This is a genomic window from Cellulomonas wangleii (assembly GCF_018388445.1).
Taxonomy (GTDB): Bacteria; Actinomycetota; Actinomycetes; order Actinomycetales; family Cellulomonadaceae; genus Cellulomonas; species Cellulomonas wangleii.
This window is the reverse complement of record NZ_CP074405.1, coordinates 2,991,165-3,011,441: the sequence shown is the minus strand read 5'-3', so window position 1 is coordinate 3,011,441 and position 20,277 is coordinate 2,991,165. Positions and strand designations below refer to the sequence as shown.

The window sequence follows — 20,277 nt, the reverse complement described above, 5'->3', positions numbered from 1 at the left end:
GTCAGCCTGCGAACGCCTGCTCGGCGTTGACGTTGGACTCGTCGAGCAGCGCCTGCATGCGCGGCTGCACCTCGGCGAGGTAGTCCGCCGCGGTCCGCTCGCCGTCGAGGACCGGCTGGATGTTGGTCCACAGCTCGTCGTACCAGGCCGCGCCGTACGTGTAGGCGGCCGGCATGGCGCGGCCGTAGTCCTGCACGATGTCGAGGAACTCCTTGCGGTTGGCGGGCTGCGCGTCGGGCTCGGCCGCCCACTCCTCGGCCATGTCGACCAGGTTGGGCACCTGGATGTTCGCGTCGACCAGCGTCTGCTGCGCCGTCGGGTCGGCGGACAGGTAGGTCACCAGCTGCACGGCCTCGTCGGGCATGTTCGTGGTGCCGGAGACACCGATGCCGAGCGAGCCGACCCAGGTGCCGGAGCCGCCGTCACCGAGGGTGGGCCAGGGGATCAGGTCGTACTCGAACTCCAGGTCGTTGTAGACGCTGACGTCCCAGGGGCCGACCGGGAAGAAGCCGAGCTCGCCGGCCATCCAGCGCTGGTACGTGTCGAGCGTCGCGGCGTCGGCCGCGGACGGGGTGACGGCGTCGACCGTGGTGAGGTCGGCGAACTCCTGGAGCGCCTCGGCGAACTCCGGGGTGTCGACGGTGACCTCGGTGCGGTCCTCGTTGACGAAGTCGCCGCCGTTGCTCCACACCAGCGACTGCAGGTTCCACTGGACGTTCGGGCCGGTGCCCCACTGGTCGACCGTGCCGTCGCCGTCGGTGTCCGTCGTCAGCTGCTTGCAGATGGCGACGTACTCGTCCCACGTGAGGGGGACGTCGGGGTCGGGCAGCGGGATGCCCGCGGCCTCGAACATCGTCTTGTTGTAGCCGAACGCGAACGGGCCGACGTCCTTGGGCAGGCCGTACAGGCGTCCCTCGGGCGTGCCCTGCAGCTCGCCGTCGAACCGGTAGGAGTCGACGCCGTAGTCCCAGATGTTGTCGAGGTCGACGCCGAGCTCGTCGACCTGGTCGGTGATGTCCATGAGGACGCCCGAGGCCACGTACGACTGCAGGTTCGCCTGCTCGATGTAGAACACGTCCGGCACCTTGTTGCCCGCGACGGCGGCCTGCAGCTTGGTCGCGTACTGGTCGGCGTCGGTGACGATGACGTCCACCTTCACGCCCGTGTCCTCGGTGAACTTGTCGATGGCCGCCTGGTAGGCCGCCTTCTCGTCGGGTCCGCCGCGGAACATGAACGTCAGCGACCCGTCGTCGCCGCTGCCTCCGCTGCACGCGGTGAGCGACATGGCCCCCACGAGCGCCGCGCACGTCATGCCGACGGCCAGCCTGCTCTTCCTCATCTGCCTGCCTCCCTGTCATGGGTCGGTCAGGTCACGGCGGTGGGGGCGGGGAGGCTGCGTCCTGCGTGCCGTCCGTCCGCCCCTGCTGGTCGTCGTTGACCCTCCGACGTCGTCTGAAACGTCGCCTTACAACGTTGATCTACAACGTTGCACAACGTGCCACGCGATCCGCCGCCGGTCAAGCCACGATCGCGTAACGACGCCCGAGCGGCGTTGCGGCCGGCGTGAAGGGCGTGCGGGGCGGCGCGGCGGTCGGTGCGCGCACGAGGTCGCCACCGCGCGTTGACGCCCCCGGCGGCGTCGGGCAGGGTGGGCCTACAACGATGTAGAGCCGATCCGAGGAGCCTGACGATGACGTGGGCGCGCACGCCCCCCATGGGGTGGAACAGCTGGGACTGCTACGGCACGACCGTGACCGAGGCCGAGGTGCTCGCCAACGCGCGCTTCATGGCCGAGCACCTGGCGCCGTCCGGGTGGGACACGGTCGTCGTCGACATCGACTGGTCCGACCCCGACGCCCGCCCGCACGGCTACGTCGAGGACGCGCGGCTCGTGCTCGACGCGCACGGCTACCCCCAGCCGGCACCCGGCCGGTTCCCGTCCGCCGCCGACGGCACGGGGTTCACGGCGCTCGCCGCGCAGGTGCACGCCCTGGGCCTGCGGTTCGGCGTCCACGTGCTGCGCGGGGTGCCGCGGCGCGCGGTGGCCGCCGCGCTGCCGGTCCCCGGTGACGGCGGCTGGACCACCGCCGACCTCGCCGACCCCACGTCCACGTGCCCGTGGAACGGGCACATGGTCGGCCTGGACCACACCCACCCGGGCGCCCAGGACTGGCTGGACGGGCTCGTCGCGCAGCTCGCGTCCTGGGGCGTCGACCTCGTCAAGGTCGACGACATGCTGGCCCCGTTCCACGCCGACGCCGTCGCGGCGTGGGGCACCGCGATCGCCCGGTCCGGCCGGGACATCGTGCTGTCCCTGTCGCCCGGCACGCGCCTGTCCACCGAGCACCTGCCGGTGCTGCGCGAGCACGCGCAGATGTGGCGCGTCTGCGACGACCTCTGGGACCGCTGGGAGGACGTGCACGCCAACTTCGCGCGGCTCGCGCGGTGGGCGCCGCACCAGCGGCCCGGGGGCTGGGCCGACGCGGACATGCTGCCGCTCGGGCGCATCGGCATCCGCGCCGAGCGGGGCGAGGACCGCAGCAGCCGGCTCACGCCCGACGAGCAGCGCACCCTGCTCACGCTGTGGGTCATGGCGCGCTCGCCGCTGATGATGGGCGGCGACCTGCCGACCTCCGACCCCGCGACGATCGCCCTGCTCACGACACCGGCCGTGGGGCACGTGCTGCGCACGGGCACGGACGGGCGCGAGCTGCTGCGCGAGCCCGCCGGGGACGAGCACGACAGCGGCGAGGTGGTCGTGTGGGCCGCGCGTGCCGGCGACGGCAGCGGGTCGGTCTACGTCGCCGTGTTCTGGACCGGTGCCCACCCGCGCACCGAGCGGCTGCCGCTGACCGCGCTGCTCGGCGACGCCGACGCCGGCCGCGGGCCCTGGGCGGTGCGCGACCTGTGGTCCGGCGCCGACCTTCCCGACCCCGTGGTCACCACGCACGAGCCCCTCGGCTCGATCGACCTCGACGTCCCGCCGCACGGCGTGCGGTGGGTGGAGCTGCACCACCCGCACCACCGACAGGAGCCCTGATGATCCCCGTCCGACTCACCCTCGACCCGGCGTTCCGCGTCGCGCCCGTCCGCCGCCGCACGTTCGGCTCGTTCGTCGAGCACCTCGGGCGCTGCGTCTACACCGGCATCCACGACCCGGAGCACCCCACGGCCGACCAGGACGGGTTCCGCAAGGACGTCCTCGAGCTCACCCGCGAGCTGGGGGTGTCCACGGTGCGCTACCCGGGCGGCAACTTCGTGTCCGGGTACCGGTGGGAGGACGGCGTCGGTCCCGTCGAGCAGCGGCCGCGCCGCCTCGACCTCGCATGGCACTCCACCGAGCCCAACACGGTCGGTGTCGACGAGTTCATGCGCTGGGCCGAGCGTGCGCAGGTCGAGCCGATGATGGCGGTGAACCTCGGCACCCGCGGCGTGCAGGAGGCGGTGGACCTGCTGGAGTACTGCAACGTGCCGGGCGGCACCGCGCTGTCCGACCTGCGGCGGGCCAACGGTGCGCCCGACCCGTACCGCGTGCGGATGTGGTGCCTCGGCAACGAGATGGACGGGCCGTGGCAGACCGGGCACAAGACCGCGTACGAGTACGGCCGCCTGGCTGCCGAGACCGGGCGTGCCATGCGCATGGTCGACCCCGGCATCGAGCTGGTGGCCTGCGGCTCGTCCAGCTCGGTGATGGAGACGTTCGGCGAGTGGGAGCGCATCGTGCTCACCGAGGCGTACGACCAGGTCGACTACATCTCCGCGCACGCCTACTACTGGGAGGAGGAGGGCGACCTCGGCTCGTTCCTCGCCTCCGCGGTCGACATGGACCACTTCGTGGAGTCGGTGACCGCGACGGCCGACGCCGTGCGTGCCGCCCAGCGCAGGAGCAAGCGGGTCCACATCTCGTTCGACGAGTGGAACGTCTGGTACCAGAAGCGTGCCGAGTCCCGCCCGCCGCGCGGTGACGACTGGCCGGTGGCGCCCGTGCTGCTGGAGGACCGTTACAACGTGGCCGACGCGGTCGTCGTGGGCAACCTGCTGATCAGCCTGCTGCGGCACTCCGACCGGGTGCACGCCGCGTCGCTCGCCCAGCTGGTCAACGTCATCGCGCCGATCATGACCGAGCCCGGCGGGCGGGTCTGGAAGCAGACGATCTTCCACCCGTTCGCCGCCGCCGCCCGGTGGGCCCGCGGTGACGTGCTGCAGGTGGCCGTCGAGTCCCCGACGTACGAGACGGCCCGCTACGGCGACGCCGCGCTCGTCGACGCGGTCGCGACGCGGGACGAGGAGACCGGCGACGTCGCCGTGTTCGTGGTCAACCGCTCCACCGGGGCGCCGGCCGCGCTCGACGTGGACCTGCGCGCCCTGCCGGGGCTGCGTCTGGTCGAGGCCTCGACGCTGGCCAACCCCGACCACACCTGGTCGGCCACGGCCGACGACGACACGTCGGTCGCCCCGCGGGCCAACGCGACGGCCCGGGTCGCGGACGGTCGGCTGAGCGCCGAGCTGCCGCCCGTGTCGTGGACGGTGCTGCGCCTGGGACCCGTCGCGTGAGCGTCCGCCGCCGGCGGGCGTGGGCGGCCGTCGCGGTCGTCGGGGTCCTGCTCGCCGGCGGCGCCGCGGTGCTGCTGCCGCGCACGCTGCTGCCCGCGCCGCCGGCCGCCACCGCCCTCGACCCGGCGGGCGACGTGCGGACGCACGACCCCGCCCTCGTCGTCGGCGAGCCGGGGGAGCCCTGGTACGTGTTCTCGACCGGCGACGTGCGGGTGGGGCTGGGCGCCCCGCAGGTCCGGCGGTCCACGGACGACGGGCGTACCTGGGAGCTGGTCGGGACGGTGTGGGACGCCGCGACCCGCCCCGCCTGGGTCGAGGAGCGCATCCCGGGCGTCGAGAACTTCTGGGCGCCGGAGGTCGTCGAGCACGACGGCACCTGGTACCTCTACTACGCCGCGTCGACCTTCGGCTCCAACCGCTCGCTCATCGGCCTCATGACCAGCCCCACGCTCGACCCCGACGACCCGGCGTACGGCTGGGTCGACCGGGGGGAGGTCCTGTCCTCCGAGCCGGGGCGCGACGGCTGGAACGCCATCGACGCCGGCGTCCTCGACGTCGACGGCACGCCGTGGCTGGCCTTCGGGTCGTTCTGGGGCGGCATCCAGCTGGTCGAGCTGGCGTGGCCGGACGGCCTGCGTGCCGACCCCGACGCCCCGCCGCGGCGCATCGCGAGCCGGGTCGGCGCGCCCAACGCGATCGAGGCGCCGTACCTGGTCCGGCGTGACGGCTGGTACTACCTCCTCGTGTCCCGGGACACCTGCTGCCGGGGCTCGGACTCGACGTACAGCATCGCGGTCGGGCGCTCCCGCGACGTGACGGGCCCGTACGTCGACCGTGCGGGCCGTGACATGACCATGGACGGCGGTGAGGTCCTGCTGACCGGCCGCGGGGACATGGTGGGGCCCGGCGGGCAGTCGTACTCCCGCGGGTTCCTCGCCTTCCACTGGTACGACGCGGCGGCGGGCGGCGACTTCCGCCTGGGCATCCGCGAGCTCGCCTGGGACGCGGACGGGTGGCCGGTGGCGACGACGCGCGAGGAGCAGGCCGCGGACCGGGGGTGAACGGCGCGGGGGTGAACGGCGCGGGGGTGAGCGGTGGGGTGAACGGCGCGGGGGAGAGCGGCGCGGGGTCGACGGGCCGTCGTCAGAGCGGGCGCTCGAGGACGTAGTCGTCCTCGAGCCGTCCGCCGACCTGGAAGTGCTTGACGCCGACGACGGCGAACCCCTCACGGGCGTAGAACGCCTGCGCGCGGGCGTTGTGCTGGTTCACGCCCAGCCACATGCCCGAGCCGCCCAGCGCGCGGCCGTGGTCGAACGACGCGCGCAGGAGCGTGGAGGCGACCCCGGCGCCGTGGTGGTCGGGGTGCACGTAGCACTTGGAGAGCTCGACGGTGGGCCGGATGTGCACGGCGGCGCGCGCGTCCTCGTCCGCGGGCTCGCCGGCGACGAGCACGGTGTAGCCGAGGAGCTCACCGTCCGGGGTCGCGGCGACCAGCACGACGCGCGCCGGGTCGACCACGTGGCGCGCGAACCGCTCGGCGCTCAGGTGCGCGGCCAGGAACGCGCGCTGGTCCTCGAGCGTCGAGCCGGGCGGGCACGCCAGGGGGAACGTCACGGCGGCGAGCGCCGCCAGGGCAGGGGCGTCCCGCACGTCGGCCGTCCGCACGGCCCACGCGGTCGCGGCGGTCACTCGGCGCCCATCCGGCGCCGCACCGAGCGCAGCACGGCGCGCGCGACGACCGCCACGGCCCAGGTCAGACCCGCCAGGCTCGCGGCGTTCGCCCCGCGACGTGCCTGGCGGCGACGGTGGCGGAACTCGCGCACGGGCCACCCGACCTCGGCTGCGTGCCGGCGCAGGCGGCGGTCGGGGTTGATGGCGCACGGCCGGCCCACCGTGGACAGGATCGGCACGTCGTTCGTGGAGTCGCCGTAGGCGTGGCAGAGGCTCAGGTCGTACCCCTCGCGCTCGGCGAGCGCGCGGACGGCGGCGGCCTTGGCCTCGCCGTGCAGCAGGTCCCCGACCAGCCGGCCGGTGTAGAAGCCCTCCACGTGCTCGGCGACCGTGCCCAGCGCCCCGGACGCACCCAGGCGGCGGGCGATGAGCTCGCCGATCTCCACGGGTGTGGCGGTGACCAGCCACACCGCGTGGCCGTCGGCGAGGTGGGCGTCGAGCAGCGCCTGGGTGCCCGGGTAGATGCGCAGGCTGAGGACCTCGTCGTAGACGTCCTCGGCGATCGCGGTCACCTCCGCCACCGAGTGCCCGCGCATGATGTCGAGCGCGCGGGCGCGCACGTCGTCGATCTGGTCCTTGTCCTCGCCGAACAGCCGGTACCGGGCCTGCTGCCCGGCGAAGCGCACGAGGTCCAGCTTGCGGAAGAACCCGCGCCGGTACAGGCCGACGGCGAGATGGAAGGCGCTGGCCCCGCGGATGATCGTGTTGTCGACGTCGAAGAACGCGGCCACGCGCGTGCCGTCGGCGACCTCCGCCGCCCGTGGCGTCCGCGCGGTGGCGGCGACGACGGCAGGCTCGTCCGTGCCGTCGCCCGTTCGCATCCGGACACTGTAACGAGCGCGCGGCCCCGCGCGACGGAGGGTCCGCTGCGTGCCGCGACGTGCGCACACGCGCCGCGGGCCTCCCGGAGCCGGGGCGGCCCGGCTAGCGTGGGCGCCGTGAGCGGGACGAGCGCACCGCGGGTGGTGCTGTACGGACGGACCGGGTGCCACCTGTGCGACGACGCGCGGGCGCTCGTCGAGCGGGTGTGCGGCGAGGTCGGTGCGACCTGGGCGGAGGTCGACGTCGACGTGCCGGGACCCGACGGCCGGCTGCCGGCGGACGAGCTGGGCGAGCTGGTGCCGGTGGTCGACGTCGACGGGGTGCGGCGCGGGTACTGGCGGATCGACGAGGCGCGCCTGCGGCGGGCTCTCGCGGCGGCGGGCGGCAGGCCCTAGCGTGTGATCCTGGCGCCGGGGCCGTGCCCGGCGACGCGGGTGCGGAGGGTCAGTGGACGGTCGGCGCAGCGCAGCACGACGCGGGGCCGACGGCCGCGCCGGACGTGACGGCCAGGCCGTGCCGTCCGCCACGGTCGGGCGGCTGCCCGGCTACCTGCGGGCGCTCGAGGCGACAGCGGCGGCCGGTGCCGTCCTGACGTCGTCCGACGAGCTGGCGGAGCGCGCGGGCGTGACCCCGGCACAGCTGCGCAAGGACCTGTCGTACCTCGGCTCGTACGGTCGTCGCGGGGTGGGCTACGACGTCGCGCACCTGCGCGAGCAGGTCACGGTGGCCCTCGGCCTGGCCGACGTGCGCCGCGTGCTGCTGGTGGGCGTCGGCAACCTGGGGCACGCCCTGGCGAACTACGCCGGCATCGCCGAGCGGGGCTTCGTGCTGGTGGGGCTGGTCGACGCGGACCCGGCGGTGGTGGGCACGACGGTGGCCGGGCTCGTGGTCGAGCCGGCCGACGACCTGGCCGCGGTGGTGGCGCGCACCGGGGCGACGATCGCGGTGCTGACGACGCCGGCCGCCGTCGCGCAGCAGGTGTGCGACGCGCTGGTCGCCGCCGGGGTGGTCGGCGTCCTCACGTTCGCGCCGTGCGCGCTGCGCGTGCCGCCGCACGTCGACGTGCGGGCGGTGGACGTGGCGTCCGAGCTGCAGATCCTGGCGTTCCACGACCGCGCGCGCAGCGCCGGCGGCGGGGCGTCGTGAGCGGCGGCGCCCGGGGTCGGTGCCGACGGTGCCCGGACGTGCCGCGAGGGCGCGACGGGGGACGTCGCGCCCTCACGGACGGGGTCGGGGCGTGGTGCCCCGGTGGGGAGCGTCAGGCCTTGATGGCGGACACGTCCAGGTCGATGCGGACCTTGTCGGCGACGAGGACGCCGCCCGCCTCGAGCGCGGCGTTCCACGTGAGGCCGAAGTCCTTGCGGGAGATGGTGACGGTCGCCTCGAAGCCGGCGCGCGTGTTGCCGAACGGGTCCACCGCGGTGCCGTTGAACTCGGTCTCCAGCTCGACCTCGCGCGTGACGCCGTGGATCGTCAGGTCGCCGACGACGACGTGCTTGTCGCCGCCGTCCGTACGGATCGCGGTGGAGGCGAAGGTCCACCCGCCGAACGTCTCGACGTCGAAGAAGTCGGCGCTCTTGAGGTGGCCGTCGCGGTTGGCGTCACCGGTGGTGACCGTGGACGGGTCGAGCGTCACCGAGACGGCGGAGGACTCCAGGTCCTCGCCGACCGTGAGGGTGCCGGACGTCACGGCGACCGTGCCCCGGACCTTGGAGATGCCGGCGTGACGGACCGTGAACGACGCGTCCGTGTGCGTCGGGTCGATGTTCCAGGTGCCGGCGGTGAGGCCGGTGGGCAGAGCGGTCATGGGGTCCTCCGCGGTTCGGTGCCGAACGATTTCGTTGATTCGACAAGTAACTGTTGTTGATCTTTCTACTACGGTGGGCTGCCGAGCGCAACCCCTGAGGAGGACACCCGTGCCCGACGACGTGCGCTGGCTCTCCGCCACGCAGCAGCGCGACTGGCGCGCGTTCCGCGACGGGACCGCGCTGCTGTTCGACGTCCTCGGGCGCGAGCTGGACGAGGGCAGCGGGCTGTCGCTCGGGGAGTACGAGGTGCTCGTGCGGCTCTCCGAGGCGCCGCGCCGCGCCCTGCGCATGTCCGAGCTCGCGGACGACCTCGCGCACTCCCGGAGCCGGCTGACGCACACCGTCGCCCGCATGGAGCGCGCCGGCATCGTGCGCCGCGAGCCCGCGCTCGACGACGCCCGGGGCGTGAACTGCGTGCTCACCGACCACGGGTGGCAGGTGCTCGTGGCCGCGGCGCCCGGTCACGTCGAGTCCGTGCGGCGGCACCTCGTCGACGTGCTGGACGACGCCCAGCTGGCCGCGCTGGGTGAGGCGATGCGCGTCGTCGTCGCGCACCTGCGCGGCCCGGGGCGCCTGCCCGACGCCGACGGGGACGCCGCACGCTGAGCCCGCCGACGCGCACGGGGACGCCGCAGACTTTGCGACACTGTGCACATGGTCGCCACGACGGTCCACCTGCTGCGGCACGGTGAGGTGCACAACCCCGAGGGTCTGCTCTACGGCAGGCTGCCCGGCTACCGGCTGTCCGAGCGCGGGCTGCGGATGGCCGAGCTCGTCGCCGCCACGCTGGCCGGCGAGCAGGGCGCACCACGGCGCGACGTGGTCGTGGTCACGTCCTCCCCGCTGCAGCGCGCCCAGGAGACCGCCGCGCCCCTCGCCGCGGCCTTCGGCGTCCCGGTCGGCACGGACGACCGGCTGATCGAGGCCGACAACCACTTCCAGGGCATGACGTTCGGCGTCGGCGACGGCTCGCTGCGGCACCCGGGCCACTGGCCCTACCTGCGCAACCCCTTCCGCCCGTCGTGGGGCGAGCCCTACGCCGAGCAGGTCGACCGCATGCTCGCCGCGGTCGACGCCGCCCGCGTCGCCGCCCGCGGCCACGAGGCCGTGCTCGTCAGCCACCAGCTGCCGATCTGGGTGACGCGCCTGGCTCTCGAGAACCGCCGCCTGTGGCACGACCCCCGCCGCCGGCAGTGCGCGCTCGCGTCCCTCACGACCCTCCGGTTCGAGGACGACGTGCTGGTCGGCGTCGGCTACGGCGAGCCCGCCGCGTCCCTGCTGCCCGGAGCGTCCCCCGTCGCCGGGGCCTGACGTGCGCCGACGCCTCGCCCGGCCGCACCGTGCGGCCCTCGTCCCCGCGGCCGTGGCCACGGCACTCGCCCTGCTGCTCGCCGGGTGCGGCACGGACGACCCCGCGGGGGACGTGCCCGACGTCGTCGACCAGGGCTACCAGTCCGGCGACGGGTCGACCACCACGTGGGCACCGGACGACCGCGTCGGGCCGCTGACGATCACGGGCACCGACTACGAGGGTGGCGCGCACGACCTGGCGCAGTGGCGCGGCGACGTCGTGCTGCTCAACACCTGGTACGCCGCGTGCCCGCCGTGCCGCGCGGAGGCACCCGACCTCGCGGCCGTCGCCACCGACTACGCCGACCAGGGCCTGCGGGTGCTGGGCATCAACAGCCGGGACGCCGCCGGCACGGCCCAGGCATTCCAGCGGCAGCTCGCCGTGCCCTACCCGTCGCTCGACGACACCAGCGGTGCCGCGATCGCCACGCTGCAGGGCGTCGTGCCCGTCAACGCGGTCCCCACCACCGTGCTGCTGGACCGCGAGGGTCGCGTGGCCGCCCGCGTCCTCGGTCTCGTCGAGCCCTCCACGCTGCGTGCGCTCGTCGAGGACCTGCTCGCGGAGGGCGCCGGGAGCGCGTCGAGCGGGCCGGACGCGTCGGCGTGGGCGCCCGCCGCGGAGGGTGCGCGATGAGCGGGGCGCTCGCCGCCGGGCTCGGCACCACCGTCGTCGACGGCTCGCTGCTGCTCGCCGTGCCCGTCGCGCTGCTCGCCGGCCTCGTGTCCTTCGCGTCCCCGTGCGTCCTGCCGCTGGTGCCGGGCTACCTGGGTCTCCTCGGCGGGCTCGTCGGTGGGGTGCGCCGCGCGCCGGGCGCGCGGCTCGGGTTCGTGGACGCCACGGACGTCGTCCGGCTGAGCGCCGCCCCCGCCGTGCCCGTGACCGCCGCGGCCGACGTGCGCCCGACGGCCCCGCCGGCCGGCGGGGCCGCGGTCCCCGCCGTCGCGGACGGTGCCGCGGTGCCGCTGCCCGCGCCGGTGGGTCGCCGGACGCTGCTGGTCGGCGCGGTGCTCTTCGTCGCGGGCTTCACCCTCGTGTTCGTGGCGTTCGGCACCCTCGCCGGCACGCTCGGCGCCGCGCTGTGGCAGTGGCAGGACCCGGTGAGCCGCGCGCTCGGCGCGCTCACCGTCGTCCTGGGCCTGGCGTTCCTCGGGGCCGTGCCCTTCCTGCAGGCCGCGCGCCGGCCGCGGCTCGCGCCGCGCGCGGGCGTGTGGGGCGCGCCGCTGCTCGGTGTCGCGTTCGGGCTGGGGTGGACCCCGTGCATCGGCCCGACGCTCGCCGCGATCCTCACGCTGTCCCTCACCGGGGGGTCCGCGGCGCGCGGCGCGCTGCTGGCTGCCGTGTTCTGCGTGGGCCTGGGCCTGCCGTTCGTGCTGGTGGGCGTCGGGCTGCAGCGCTCGCAGCGTGCCGTGGGCTGGCTGCAGCGGCACCGGCTCGCCGTCCAGCGCGCCGGAGGTGCCGTCCTCGTCGTGCTCGGCGTCGCGCTGCTCACCGGCGCGTGGGGCACGTGGGCGGCCTGGCTGCAGGGCGTCCTGACCGGTGGCGACCCGTTCGTGCCGGCGCTGTGAGCGGCCCCGTGACCCCCGACGCGACCCCCACCACGACCCCGGGCTACCGGCCCGAGGGTCTCGACGACGCCTTCACCGACGGCGGTGAGCAGGCGACGGCCCCGACCCGCGCCGACGCGCTGCCCGCCCTCGGGCTGCGGGGCTGGCTGCGCTGGGCGTGGCGGCAGCTCACGAGCATGCGCGTCGCCCTGCTGCTGCTCGTGCTGCTGGCCGTCGCCGCCGTGCCGGGCACGATGTTCCCGCAGCGCCCGCAGGACCCCGGCGGCGTGTCGGCGTACCTCACCGACCACCCGACCGCGGGGCCCTGGCTCGACCGGCTCGGGTTCTTCGACGTCTACGCGTCGGTCTGGTTCTCGGCGATCTACCTGCTGCTGTTCGTCTCCCTCATCGGCTGCATCCTGCCGCGCACCCGCGTGCACCTGACCGCCGTGCGCGGCCGGCCGCCGCGCACCCCGCGGCGGCTCGGGCGGTTCCCCGCGCAGGGCGGCGGGACGTCCCCCGACGCGCCGCCGGACGTCGTCGCGCGCGCCGCCGCCGTGCTGCGTCGCCGCCGGCTGGGCGTGCCCGGCTTCCGCGTCGACGTGCACGACGAGGGTGCCGGCGTCTGGTCGGTGTCCGCCGAGCGCGGGTACCTGCGCGAGACCGGCAACCTCGTGTTCCACCTCGCGCTCGTCGGGCTGCTGATCGCGATCGCGACGGGCCAGATGCTGCACTACCGCGGGCAGGCCATCGTCGTGCAGGGCACGGGGTTCGCCAACGTGCAGGCCGCGTACGACACGTTCGAGCGGGGCTCCGCGTTCGACCCCGCGGACCTCGTGCCGTTCACCATGCGGCTCGACGACTTCGAGGCGCAGTTCGACCCCCAGACCCTGCAGTCGCGCGACTTCACGGCGCACGTCACGGTCACGGAGCCGGGCGGTGAGCCGGAGGAGCGCACCATCAAGGTCAACCACCCCACGGTCGCCGGCGGGGCCAAGGTGTACCTGCAGGGCAACGGCTACGCGCCGGCCGTCACGGTGCACGACGCCTCGGGGGAGGTCGCGTTCTCCGGGCCCGTGCCGTTCCTGCCGCAGGACGACGTGTACACGTCGCGGGGCGTCGTCAAGGTGCCCGACGTGTCGGGCGACCAGCCGCAGGTCGGCCTGGTCGGGTTCCTGCTGCCCACCGCGCAGGAGCCCGTGCCCGGGCTGTGGCGCTCGGTCCACCCGCAGCCCGACGACCCGCTGCTGGTCCTGTCGGTGTGGTCGGGCAACCTGGGGCTGGACACCGGGGTGCCGCAGAACGTGTACCGCCTGGACGAGTCGCGCATGGAGCAGGCCGTCGACGCGGACGGCGAGGTGGTCACCCTCTACGTGCGGCCCGGCGAGACCGTCGAGCTCCCGGACGGGCTGGGCACCCTCACGTTCGACGACCTGCCGCGGTTCGTCGCGCTCGACCTGCGCCACGACCCGTCGCTGACGTGGGTGCTGACGTTCTCGCTGCTCGCCCTCGCCGGCCTCACGGCGTCGCTGTTCGCCCCGCGCCGACGGCTCTGGGTGCGCGCCGCCCCCGCCGCTGCCACGGACGAAGGTCCTGGTTCCGCGGCTACAGTGGTCACGGCCGCCGGCCTCGCCCGTGGCGACGACGTCGGTCTGCAGCCCGAGCTGGACCGCGTCCTCGCGGACGTGCTCGGCGCTCCCCGCCCGTCGCACCCCCCGACCGGGCCCGACGTCCCGCAGGAGGACAGGTCATGACCGTCGCCGAGCTGAGCGACCTCTTCGTCTGGTCGGCCGCGACCGCGCTGACGCTCGCGCTGATCGCGTACTCCGTCGACCTCACGCGGCTCACGGAGGTCGCGCGTGCGGCACGGGAGGTCCGCACCCCCGCCCTGGTGGGGGCCGGCGCCCCCGCGACGCCCCCGGCGGGGACGACCGTGGCCGGTGACGGCACGGCTGCGGGCACGGCCGGCGGCCGGGCGGCCGGCATCGCGCGTTCGACGCTGACCCTCGGTGCGCTGCTGCTGCTCGTGGCCATCGTGCTGCGCGGCGTCGCGGCGGGCCGCTGGCCGACCGCCAACATGTACGAGTTCACGATCGTGGGCGTGTTCTGCGCCGTGACCGCGCTCGTCGTGGTGCAGCGCCGGTACCCGATCGCGTTCGTCGGGGTGCTGGTGTCCGGCATCTCGGTGCTCGCGCTCGTGCTCGCGCTCAACACCCTGCACGTGCGCGCCGACGCCGTGCAGCCCGCTCTGCAGCACTACTGGCTGGTCCTGCACGTCGGCGTCGCCATCCTCGCCACGGGCATCTTCACGGTCGCCTTCGCGACGACCGCGCTGCAGGTGCTGCGCGACGCGCGGGCGACCGGGCGCACCCGCCTGGAGCGCCCCTGGTCGCAGCTCGACGGCGTACGTCGTGCGCTGCACGGCGCACGCGTCACCGGTCCGGCGTTCGCGTGGCTCGAGCAGGTGCCGGACGCCCGGCGGCTCGAGGCCTCGTCGTTCCGTCAGCACGCCGTCGGGTTCGTGCTGTGGACCCTGACGCTCATCGGCGGGTCCATCTGGGCGGAGGAGGCGTGGGGCCGGTACTGGGGCTGGGACCCCAAGGAGGTCGGCACGTTCGTCTCGTGGGTCGTCTACGCCGCCTACCTGCACGCGCGGAGCACGCGCGGCTGGTCCGGGCGCAAGGCCGCGTACCTCGTGTTCGTCGCCTACACGGTCGTGCTCGCCAACTTCACGGTCGTCAACCTGTTCATCGACGGCAAGCACTCGTACTCCGGGCTCTGAGCCCGACCGCCCCGTCCCGCCCGGCCTCGTGCCGCGGGGCGGGGCGTTCGCGTGTCGCGGGACCGACGGCGCTCGTGCCGACCCGTCAGGCGGACGGTGCGTCGTCGCTGGCCGCAGGCCCGGTGCCGTCGGCCGTGCCGTCGCCGTCGTCGGGGGCGTCACCGCCCCGCGCACCGGGGGCGTCGTCGGCGCCCTTCCCGCCGTCGCCGTCGCCGCGCGCGTCCCGCTCCTGCTGGCGGCGGCGGCGCTCCTGGTCGAGCCGGAACAGGAACTCCGGGTCGTCGTCCGGTGCCACCGGACCCGTGCCGCGCCGTGCGACGCCACCCTGCGACGATCCCCGCCCGGCCAGCAGCCACGCGACCGCGCCGACCAGCGGCACCAGGACGACGAGCAGCCACAGGTGCCGGGACAGCCCGCGTCGGCGGCGTTCGTCGCTGCCCAGCACGTCGAAGACGCAGTAGACGGACAGTGCGACGACGATCACGATCGGCAGGTACCTGAGCACCCGTCCACCCTATGCGTGCCGTGGGACGCCTACCCTGGTGGGGTGCCCGTCGTGACGTACTCCCTGCTGCGCATCGCCCTCTTCCTGGCCGCCACCGGCGTGCTGTGGGGCGTGGGGATGCGCTCCTGGCTCGCACCGGTGATCGGTGCGGTGATCGGGTTCGCCCTGTCGTACGTGCTGCTCACGCGGCAGCGCGACGCCGCCGCACGGCACCTGGCCGACCGTGCCGCGCGCCGCGGGGCGTCCGGCGGCACCGTGGCCCGGGACGCCCAGGACGAGGACGCCGAGGCGTCGGTCCTGCCGCACGGCACCGGCGGCGCGGAGCGCTGACGCCGCGCGGGGTCACAGCGCGAGCCCGACCCCCAGGAGCACCCCGAAGCCCAGCTCGAGCAGCCCGGTGCCACCGAGCACCGGCACCAGGGCGATGCCGCGGGCGCCGGCCAGCACGGCCACCGCGAGCAGCACCGCGGGGCCGAGCAGCAGCAGCACCAGCAGCGACCACGGCGCCACGGCGGCGCACACCGCGCCCAGCAGGATCGGCAGCACGACCATGCCGGCGTACACCCGGCGCGCCCGGTGGTCCCCGAGCCGCACCGCGAGGGTCCGCTTGCCGGCCAGGACGTCGGTGGGCACGTCGCGCAGGTTGTTGGCCATGAGCAGCGCGCACGCCAGCAGCCCCACCGCGACAGCCCCGACCACGGACGGCCACGTGACCGTCCCCGCCTGCGTGTACGTGGTGCCCATCACCGCGACCAGGCCGAAGAACACGAACACCCCGACCTCGCCGAGGCCCAGGTAGCCGTAGGGCCGCCGCCCGCCGGTGTAGGTCCACGCGGCGACGACGCACAGCGCCCCGACGGCCAGCAGCCACCACGCGCCGGACAGGGCGACGAGCCAGAGGCCGAGCAGCCCGGCCACCCCGAAGGCCGCGAACGCCGCACCGCGCACCTGCCGCGGCGGCGCGGCACCCGAGGCCGTGAGCCGCATCGGCCCGACCCGGTCCACGTCGGTGCCGCGGACGCCGTCGGAGTAGTCGTTGGCGAAGTTGACGGCCACCTGCAACGCCAGCGCGACCCCGGCGGCGAGCAGCGCCCGCCCGGTGTGCGCGGCGTCGACCTGGGCCGCGGCCCCGGTACCGACGAGCACGGGGGCGACGGCGGCGGGCAGCGTGCGGGGGCGTGCACCGGCGAGCCAGTCGGAGGCGGTGGCCATCGTGCTCCTGTTCGTGGGCGGGTGCGGGGCGGGTGACGCGGAGGCAGGACCGCCCCGGTCGCGCGGGGTCGGTCGGTGCGGGTCAGGTGGTGCGGTGCTCGGACATGCGCCGGTCGGCGAGGCGGGCGACGGCCCGTCGGTCGGGCTTGCCGGGGCCGCGCAGCGGCAGCTCGTCGACCACCAGGACCTGCCGCGGCGCGCTCGCCGGGCCGAGCGTCGACGCGACGGCCGTGCGGAGCGCCGTCAGGGGCGGGACCGCACCGTCGCGGGTGACGACGACCGCCACGACCGACTGGCCCCAGTGCTGGTCGGGCACGCCGACCACGCAGACGTCGCGGACACCGGGCAGCCCGGCGACCACCTCCTCCACGGCCAGCGGGTCGACCTTGACGCCGCCGGTGACCAGCACGTCGTCGAGCCGGCCCAGCACGTGCAGCACGCCGTCGTCCAGCCGCCCCCGGTCGGCCGTGCGCAGCCAGCGCCGGCCGCCGGTGGTGACGAAGGTCGTGGCGTCCAGGTCCGGGCGGTGCAGGTAGCCGGTGGCCAGCACAGGTCCCGTGAGCGACACCCGCTGCTCGGCGTCCACCGCGACGGACACCCCGTCGAGCGGGCGCCCGTCGTACACGCAGCCGCCGCAGGTCTCCGTCATGCCGTACGTGGTCACCACCCGCAGCCCGGCGGCGCGCGCGCGGGCCAGCAGCGGGGGAGGGCACGCGGCGCCGCCCACGAGGATCGCGTCGAAGGCCCGCGCCGCGGCGGTGGCTCCCGGGTCGTCGAGGACCCGCACGAGCTGTGTGGGGACCAGCGACGTGTAGTGCGGTCCCGGTCCGTCGGTGGCGGCGCCCGCCGCACGCGTGAAGACGGCGGCCCGGAACGGCCCGTCGGGCAGCGTGGCGAGCTCCCGGCCCGCGAGCACCGAGCGCAGCACCACCTGCAGGCCGGCGACGTGGTGCACGGGCAGCGCCAGGAGCCAGCTGCCCGGCCCGGCGAGCCGTGCCGCGGTGGCGTCGGCGGAGGCCTGCAGGGCCGCGGCCGACAGCATCACGTCCCGCGGGCGGCCGGTGGATCCCGACGTGCGCACGACCACCGCCACGTCCGCGGGCACGTGCGTGCCCGCCCGGGGCGACGGCTCCGCGTCGTCGAGCGCCCGCACGGCGGGGCCCGTGCCCTCGATCGCCGCGGTCAGTGCGGGGAGGAGGTCCCGCGCCTGCGCGGGCACGTCGCGCAGCGGCCGGTCCACGTGCACAGCGTAGGTGGTCGGGCGGCCGCCCGTGCGACGCGCCGTCACCACGGGCGGGACCACAGCCTCACCGGCCCACCCGGGAGCGCGTCGTAGAGTGTCCCGCGGTCCGGCCGCGGTGGTCGGGCCCCGGGGCGCGACCGGCACCGGCGTGCGCACGGGCGCACGGGCGGGCCGCGCCGGTGGGGAACAGGAGACGGACGCATGGCATCGACGGTGGGACGCACGCGCACGACGCCCAGGTGGCGGGCACGCTCCGGCGCGCTGGCGGCGCTCGGCGCGCTCGCGCTGGCAGCCTGCGGGTCGCCGGCCGCCGAGCCCGCTCCCACGGTGACCGAGCGCGCCGAGGTCGTCGCCGACAAGCAGGCCGTCCCCGTACCGGACGTCCCGCCGACGTGGCCGCTGACGGGCGTCGCCGGCGCCCCCGACCCGCGCCCCGCGGTCGCCGTGAAGGTGGAGAACACCTCCGCGGCCCGCCCGCAGTCGGGGCTCGAGCAGGCGGACGTGGTCTGGGAGACGATCGTCGAGTTCGAGGTGTCGCGGTTCGTCGCCGTGTTCCACTCGCAGGCACCCGAGGAGGTCGGCCCGATCCGCTCCGTGCGGCCGATGGACCCCCTCATCGTGGCGCCCCTGCACGGCATGTTCGCGTTCTCGGGCGGGCAGGGCGGCATCCTCGACCTGGTGAACCAGTCCGGCGTGCAGGTCGTGTCCCACGACGCCGGTGCGCCGGGCATGTACCGGGTGGGCAGCCGGCGCGCGCCCCACAACGTCTACGGCTCGCTCAGCACGTGGTGGGGGACCGCCGAGGCGGGTCGCACGGCCCCGCCCGAGCAGTTCGCGTTCGCCCGCACGCCCGAGCAGGCCGCCGCCGCGACGGCGGGCACGCCGGCCGGCACGCTCGACCTGCGCCTGTCCGCGCAGTCGCACCCCGTGTGGACGTGGGACGCCGCGACCGGCACCTGGCTGCGCGCCGAGGGCGCCGAGCCGGCGGTCGCGGCGAGCGGCGCCCGGCTCTCGGCGGTCAACGTCGTCATGATCACCGCGGGCCACCCCGCCACCGGGTTCGGTGCGCAGGGCGGTGCACCGGTCCCGACGTACGAGCTGGTCGGCTCCGGGGACGCGGTCGTGGCGACCGGCGGCAAGACCGTCCCGGTGCGCTGGCAGAAGGACGCGCAGGACCAGCCGCTGCGGCTGCTGATGCCCGACGGGTCGGACGCGACCCTCGCGCCGGGCAACACCTGGGTCGAGCTGGTGCCGGCCGGCAGCGGGTCGGTCACCGTCTCCTGACGCGACCGGGCCGTCCCCGCCGGGTCCCGGCAGGGCGACACGGCCACCCGGGTGGCCCCGCGGTTGTGCTACCCCGGGTGGACCCTGCGGGCACGTGCCTCGTCCCTGCGGCGGACCGGCGGCACCCGCGGGGACGAGGCGACCGCGCCCCCGTGCGGTCCTGCGGTCCGACGCGCCGGTGCGGGGTGCCCGGCCAGGCTGGTCGCATGGCCGCAGAGACCCCGCTCCCCGTCACCGTCCGTCCGGCGCGTGCGCCCCGTCCCGCCGCGGAGGACCGTTCCCTGCGGTCGGCGGTCGCGGTCGTCGCCTCGGGCCTCGTGCTCGTCGCCCTGCTCGTGGGTGGTGGTGCGATGCTCGCCACCCTCGTCGACCTCGCCTCGTGGGTCGGCGGCGCCTGACGCGTCACCGCGCCCGGCACCTCACGGCGCCCGGTGCGCCGTCCCCTCGCCCGACCGTCAGTACGCGTAGGGGAAGCCCGACCAGTCCGGCTCCCGGCGCTGCAGGAACGCGTCGCGGCCCTCGACCGCCTCGTCGGTCATGTAGGCCAGGCGCGTGGCCTCGCCCGCGAACACCTGCTGCCCGGCCAGGCCGTCGTCGGCCAGGTTGAACGCGAACTTCAGCATCCGCACCGCCTGGGGCGACTTGGTCGCCACGATCCGCGCGTACTCCAGCCCGGCGTCCTCGAGGTCCGCGTGGTCGACCACGTCGTTGACCGCACCCCACGCGTACGCGTCGTCCGCCGAGTACTCGCGGGCCAGGAAGAAGATCTCCCGCGCGCGCTTCTGCCCCACCTGCCGCGCGAGCAGCGCGGAGCCGTACCCGCCGTCGAACGACCCGACGTTCGCGTCGGTCTGCATGAACCGGGCGTGCTCCCGGCTGGCGATCGTCAGGTCCGCCACCACGTGCAGGGAGTGCCCCCCACCGGCCGCCCAGCCGTTCACCAGCGCGACGACGACCTTCGGCATCGTCCGGATCAGCCGCTGCACCTCCAGGATGTGCAGGCGTCCCGCGCGCGCCGGGTCGACCGCGGCAGCGGTCTCGCCGTCCGCGTACCGGTAGCCGTCACGGCCCCGGATGCGCTGGTCGCCGCCCGAGCAGAACGCCCAGCCGCCGTCCTTGGGCGACGGGCCGTTGCCCGTGAGCAGGACGGTGCCCACGTCGGACGTGGTCCGGGCGTGGTCGAGCACCGCGTACAGCTCGTCGACCGTGTGGGGCCGGAACGCGTTGCGGACCTCGGGCCGGTGGAAGGCGATCCGCACCACCGGGAGGTCCCGCTCGGCGGCACCCGCGGCGGCCTGCTCGGGCGTCGGGCGGGCGCGTCCCCGGTGGTAGGTCACGTCCGTGAGGTGCTCGAAGCCCTCGACGTCGCGCCAGCGCGTCGGGTCGAACGTCTGCGAGACGCGCACGGGCAGGGGGGCAGGGGTGCCGCTGTCGTTCACCG

22 protein-coding genes are annotated in these 20,277 nt (G+C 75.5%); 14 read left to right on the top strand and 8 right to left on the bottom strand.

Annotation, left to right across the window (positions count from 1 at the left end; all coding sequences use genetic code 11):
- Position 1: 1 nt before the first annotated feature.
- A complete protein-coding gene (locus tag KG103_RS13855; RefSeq protein WP_207339124.1) occupies positions 2 to 1,339 on the bottom strand; it encodes an ABC transporter substrate-binding protein in 1,338 nt (445 codons plus the stop codon).
- A 351-nt stretch (positions 1,340 to 1,690) separates the two neighbouring features.
- Between KG103_RS13855 and KG103_RS13850 the strand changes: the two genes are divergently transcribed.
- The 3 genes from KG103_RS13850 to KG103_RS13840 are packed head-to-tail and all read left to right on the top strand — an operon-like array spanning position 1,691 to position 5,615.
- Positions 1,691 to 3,040, top strand: coding sequence for a glycoside hydrolase family 27 protein (locus KG103_RS13850; protein ID WP_207339123.1), 1,350 nt, complete (start codon positions 1,691 to 1,693; stop codon positions 3,038 to 3,040).
- The gene (arfA, locus tag KG103_RS13845) at positions 3,040 to 4,554 is read left to right on the top strand and encodes an arabinosylfuranosidase ArfA (protein WP_207339122.1); all 1,515 of its coding nucleotides are present in this window, start codon (positions 3,040 to 3,042) and stop codon (positions 4,552 to 4,554) included. The genes KG103_RS13850 and arfA overlap by 1 nt, the downstream gene beginning before the upstream one ends.
- Positions 4,551 to 5,615: an arabinan endo-1,5-alpha-L-arabinosidase gene (locus tag KG103_RS13840; protein ID WP_249670591.1), complete on the top strand. Its 1,065-nt coding sequence runs from the start codon at positions 4,551 to 4,553 to the stop codon at positions 5,613 to 5,615. The genes arfA and KG103_RS13840 overlap by 4 nt, the downstream gene beginning before the upstream one ends.
- An 82-nt stretch (positions 5,616 to 5,697) precedes the next feature.
- Here KG103_RS13840 and KG103_RS13835 read toward each other — a convergent pair whose 3' ends face one another.
- Positions 5,698 to 6,243, bottom strand: a complete 546-nt coding sequence (locus tag KG103_RS13835; RefSeq protein WP_207339120.1) for a GNAT family N-acetyltransferase — start codon at positions 6,241 to 6,243, stop codon at positions 5,698 to 5,700.
- Positions 6,240 to 7,106 carry an HAD family hydrolase gene (locus KG103_RS13830; RefSeq protein ID WP_207339119.1) on the bottom strand — a complete coding sequence of 289 codons (867 nt, stop codon included), beginning with the start codon at positions 7,104 to 7,106 and terminating at the stop codon, positions 6,240 to 6,242. The genes KG103_RS13835 and KG103_RS13830 overlap by 4 nt, the downstream gene beginning before the upstream one ends.
- Positions 7,107 to 7,214: 108 nt before the next feature.
- Here KG103_RS13830 and KG103_RS13825 point away from each other — a divergent pair, with 108 nt between their 5' ends.
- Both KG103_RS13825 and KG103_RS13820 read left to right on the top strand, forming a co-directional pair.
- A complete protein-coding gene (locus KG103_RS13825; RefSeq protein ID WP_207339118.1) occupies positions 7,215 to 7,502 on the top strand; it encodes a glutaredoxin family protein in 288 nt (95 codons plus the stop codon).
- Positions 7,503 to 7,554: 52 nt separating this feature from the next.
- Positions 7,555 to 8,253, top strand: coding sequence for a redox-sensing transcriptional repressor Rex (locus tag KG103_RS13820; RefSeq protein WP_207339117.1), 699 nt, complete (start codon positions 7,555 to 7,557; stop codon positions 8,251 to 8,253).
- A 112-nt stretch (positions 8,254 to 8,365) separates the two neighbouring features.
- Here the strand turns inward: KG103_RS13820 and KG103_RS13815 are convergent, their stop codons facing one another.
- Complete coding sequence (locus KG103_RS13815) at positions 8,366 to 8,914, bottom strand: YceI family protein (RefSeq protein ID WP_207339116.1); 549 nt, start codon at positions 8,912 to 8,914, stop codon at positions 8,366 to 8,368.
- Positions 8,915 to 9,023: 109 nt separating this feature from the next.
- Between KG103_RS13815 and KG103_RS13810 the strand changes: the two genes are divergently transcribed.
- Genes KG103_RS13810 through ccsB form a run of 6 tightly spaced genes read left to right on the top strand, consistent with a single transcriptional unit; the run spans position 9,024 to position 14,592 of the window.
- Positions 9,024 to 9,521, top strand: coding sequence for a MarR family winged helix-turn-helix transcriptional regulator (locus KG103_RS13810; RefSeq protein WP_307860890.1), 498 nt, complete (start codon positions 9,024 to 9,026; stop codon positions 9,519 to 9,521).
- 48 nt (positions 9,522 to 9,569) lie between these two features.
- Complete coding sequence (locus tag KG103_RS13805) at positions 9,570 to 10,226, top strand: histidine phosphatase family protein (protein WP_207339114.1); 657 nt, start codon at positions 9,570 to 9,572, stop codon at positions 10,224 to 10,226.
- 1 nt (position 10,227) lies between these two features.
- Entirely contained in the window at positions 10,228 to 10,899 is a 672-nt protein-coding gene (locus KG103_RS13800; RefSeq protein WP_249670589.1) for a TlpA family protein disulfide reductase, read from the top strand.
- Positions 10,896 to 11,831: a cytochrome c biogenesis CcdA family protein gene (locus tag KG103_RS13795; RefSeq protein WP_207339113.1), complete on the top strand. Its 936-nt coding sequence runs from the start codon at positions 10,896 to 10,898 to the stop codon at positions 11,829 to 11,831. Before KG103_RS13800 ends, KG103_RS13795 begins: the two co-directional genes overlap by 4 nt.
- On the top strand, positions 11,828 to 13,564 hold the full coding sequence (gene resB / locus KG103_RS13790; protein WP_249670588.1) for a cytochrome c biogenesis protein ResB: 1,737 nt from the start codon (positions 11,828 to 11,830) through the stop codon (positions 13,562 to 13,564). Before KG103_RS13795 ends, resB begins: the two co-directional genes overlap by 4 nt.
- Positions 13,561 to 14,592 carry a c-type cytochrome biogenesis protein CcsB gene (gene ccsB / locus KG103_RS13785; RefSeq protein WP_207339111.1) on the top strand — a complete coding sequence of 344 codons (1,032 nt, stop codon included), beginning with the start codon at positions 13,561 to 13,563 and terminating at the stop codon, positions 14,590 to 14,592. The genes resB and ccsB overlap by 4 nt, the downstream gene beginning before the upstream one ends.
- Positions 14,593 to 14,677: 85 nt before the next feature.
- Here ccsB and KG103_RS13780 read toward each other — a convergent pair whose 3' ends face one another.
- Positions 14,678 to 15,097: a PLDc N-terminal domain-containing protein gene (locus tag KG103_RS13780; RefSeq protein WP_207339110.1), complete on the bottom strand. Its 420-nt coding sequence runs from the start codon at positions 15,095 to 15,097 to the stop codon at positions 14,678 to 14,680.
- 42 nt (positions 15,098 to 15,139) lie between these two features.
- On the opposite strand from KG103_RS13780, the gene KG103_RS13775 reads away from it, so the two are divergent.
- Positions 15,140 to 15,427: a DUF4229 domain-containing protein gene (locus KG103_RS13775; protein ID WP_207339109.1), complete on the top strand. Its 288-nt coding sequence runs from the start codon at positions 15,140 to 15,142 to the stop codon at positions 15,425 to 15,427.
- Between the two features lie 12 nt (positions 15,428 to 15,439).
- Here KG103_RS13775 and KG103_RS13770 read toward each other — a convergent pair whose 3' ends face one another.
- Positions 15,440 to 16,309, bottom strand: coding sequence for a 1,4-dihydroxy-2-naphthoate polyprenyltransferase (locus KG103_RS13770; RefSeq protein ID WP_207339108.1), 870 nt, complete (start codon positions 16,307 to 16,309; stop codon positions 15,440 to 15,442).
- Positions 16,310 to 16,391: 82 nt separating this feature from the next.
- A complete protein-coding gene (gene menE, locus KG103_RS13765) occupies positions 16,392 to 17,549 on the bottom strand; it encodes an o-succinylbenzoate--CoA ligase (protein ID WP_207339107.1) in 1,158 nt (385 codons plus the stop codon).
- Positions 17,550 to 17,753: 204 nt separating this feature from the next.
- Between menE and KG103_RS13760 the strand changes: the two genes are divergently transcribed.
- Positions 17,754 to 18,836 carry a DUF3048 domain-containing protein gene (locus KG103_RS13760; RefSeq protein WP_207339106.1) on the top strand — a complete coding sequence of 361 codons (1,083 nt, stop codon included), beginning with the start codon at positions 17,754 to 17,756 and terminating at the stop codon, positions 18,834 to 18,836.
- 206 nt (positions 18,837 to 19,042) lie between these two features.
- Positions 19,043 to 19,234: a hypothetical protein gene (locus KG103_RS13755; RefSeq protein ID WP_207339936.1), complete on the top strand. Its 192-nt coding sequence runs from the start codon at positions 19,043 to 19,045 to the stop codon at positions 19,232 to 19,234.
- Positions 19,235 to 19,291: 57 nt separating this feature from the next.
- Here the strand turns inward: KG103_RS13755 and KG103_RS13750 are convergent, their stop codons facing one another.
- Positions 19,292 to 20,275 carry a 1,4-dihydroxy-2-naphthoyl-CoA synthase gene (locus KG103_RS13750; protein WP_207339105.1) on the bottom strand — a complete coding sequence of 328 codons (984 nt, stop codon included), beginning with the start codon at positions 20,273 to 20,275 and terminating at the stop codon, positions 19,292 to 19,294.
- Positions 20,276 to 20,277: the final 2 nt, after the last annotated feature.

Bases quoted from the DNA above. Each gene is read 5' to 3' on its own strand.
- KG103_RS13855 (WP_207339124.1), bottom strand. From the start codon at position 1,339: ATGAGGAAGAGCAGGCTGGCCGTCGGCATGACGTGCGCGGCGCTCGTG.
- KG103_RS13850 (WP_207339123.1), top strand. From the start codon at position 1,691: ATGACGTGGGCGCGCACGCCCCCCATGGGGTGGAACAGCTGGGACTGC.
- arfA (WP_207339122.1), top strand. From the start codon at position 3,040: ATGATCCCCGTCCGACTCACCCTCGACCCGGCGTTCCGCGTCGCGCCC.
- KG103_RS13830 (WP_207339119.1), bottom strand. From the start codon at position 7,106: ATGCGAACGGGCGACGGCACGGACGAGCCTGCCGTCGTCGCCGCCACC.
- KG103_RS13815 (WP_207339116.1), bottom strand. From the start codon at position 8,914: ATGACCGCTCTGCCCACCGGCCTCACCGCCGGCACCTGGAACATCGAC.
- KG103_RS13805 (WP_207339114.1), top strand. From the start codon at position 9,570: ATGGTCGCCACGACGGTCCACCTGCTGCGGCACGGTGAGGTGCACAAC.
- KG103_RS13795 (WP_207339113.1), top strand. From the start codon at position 10,896: ATGAGCGGGGCGCTCGCCGCCGGGCTCGGCACCACCGTCGTCGACGGC.
- ccsB (WP_207339111.1), top strand. From the start codon at position 13,561: ATGACCGTCGCCGAGCTGAGCGACCTCTTCGTCTGGTCGGCCGCGACC.
- KG103_RS13770 (WP_207339108.1), bottom strand. From the start codon at position 16,309: ATGGCCACCGCCTCCGACTGGCTCGCCGGTGCACGCCCCCGCACGCTG.
- KG103_RS13760 (WP_207339106.1), top strand. From the start codon at position 17,754: ATGGCATCGACGGTGGGACGCACGCGCACGACGCCCAGGTGGCGGGCA.
- KG103_RS13755 (WP_207339936.1), top strand. From the start codon at position 19,043: ATGGCCGCAGAGACCCCGCTCCCCGTCACCGTCCGTCCGGCGCGTGCG.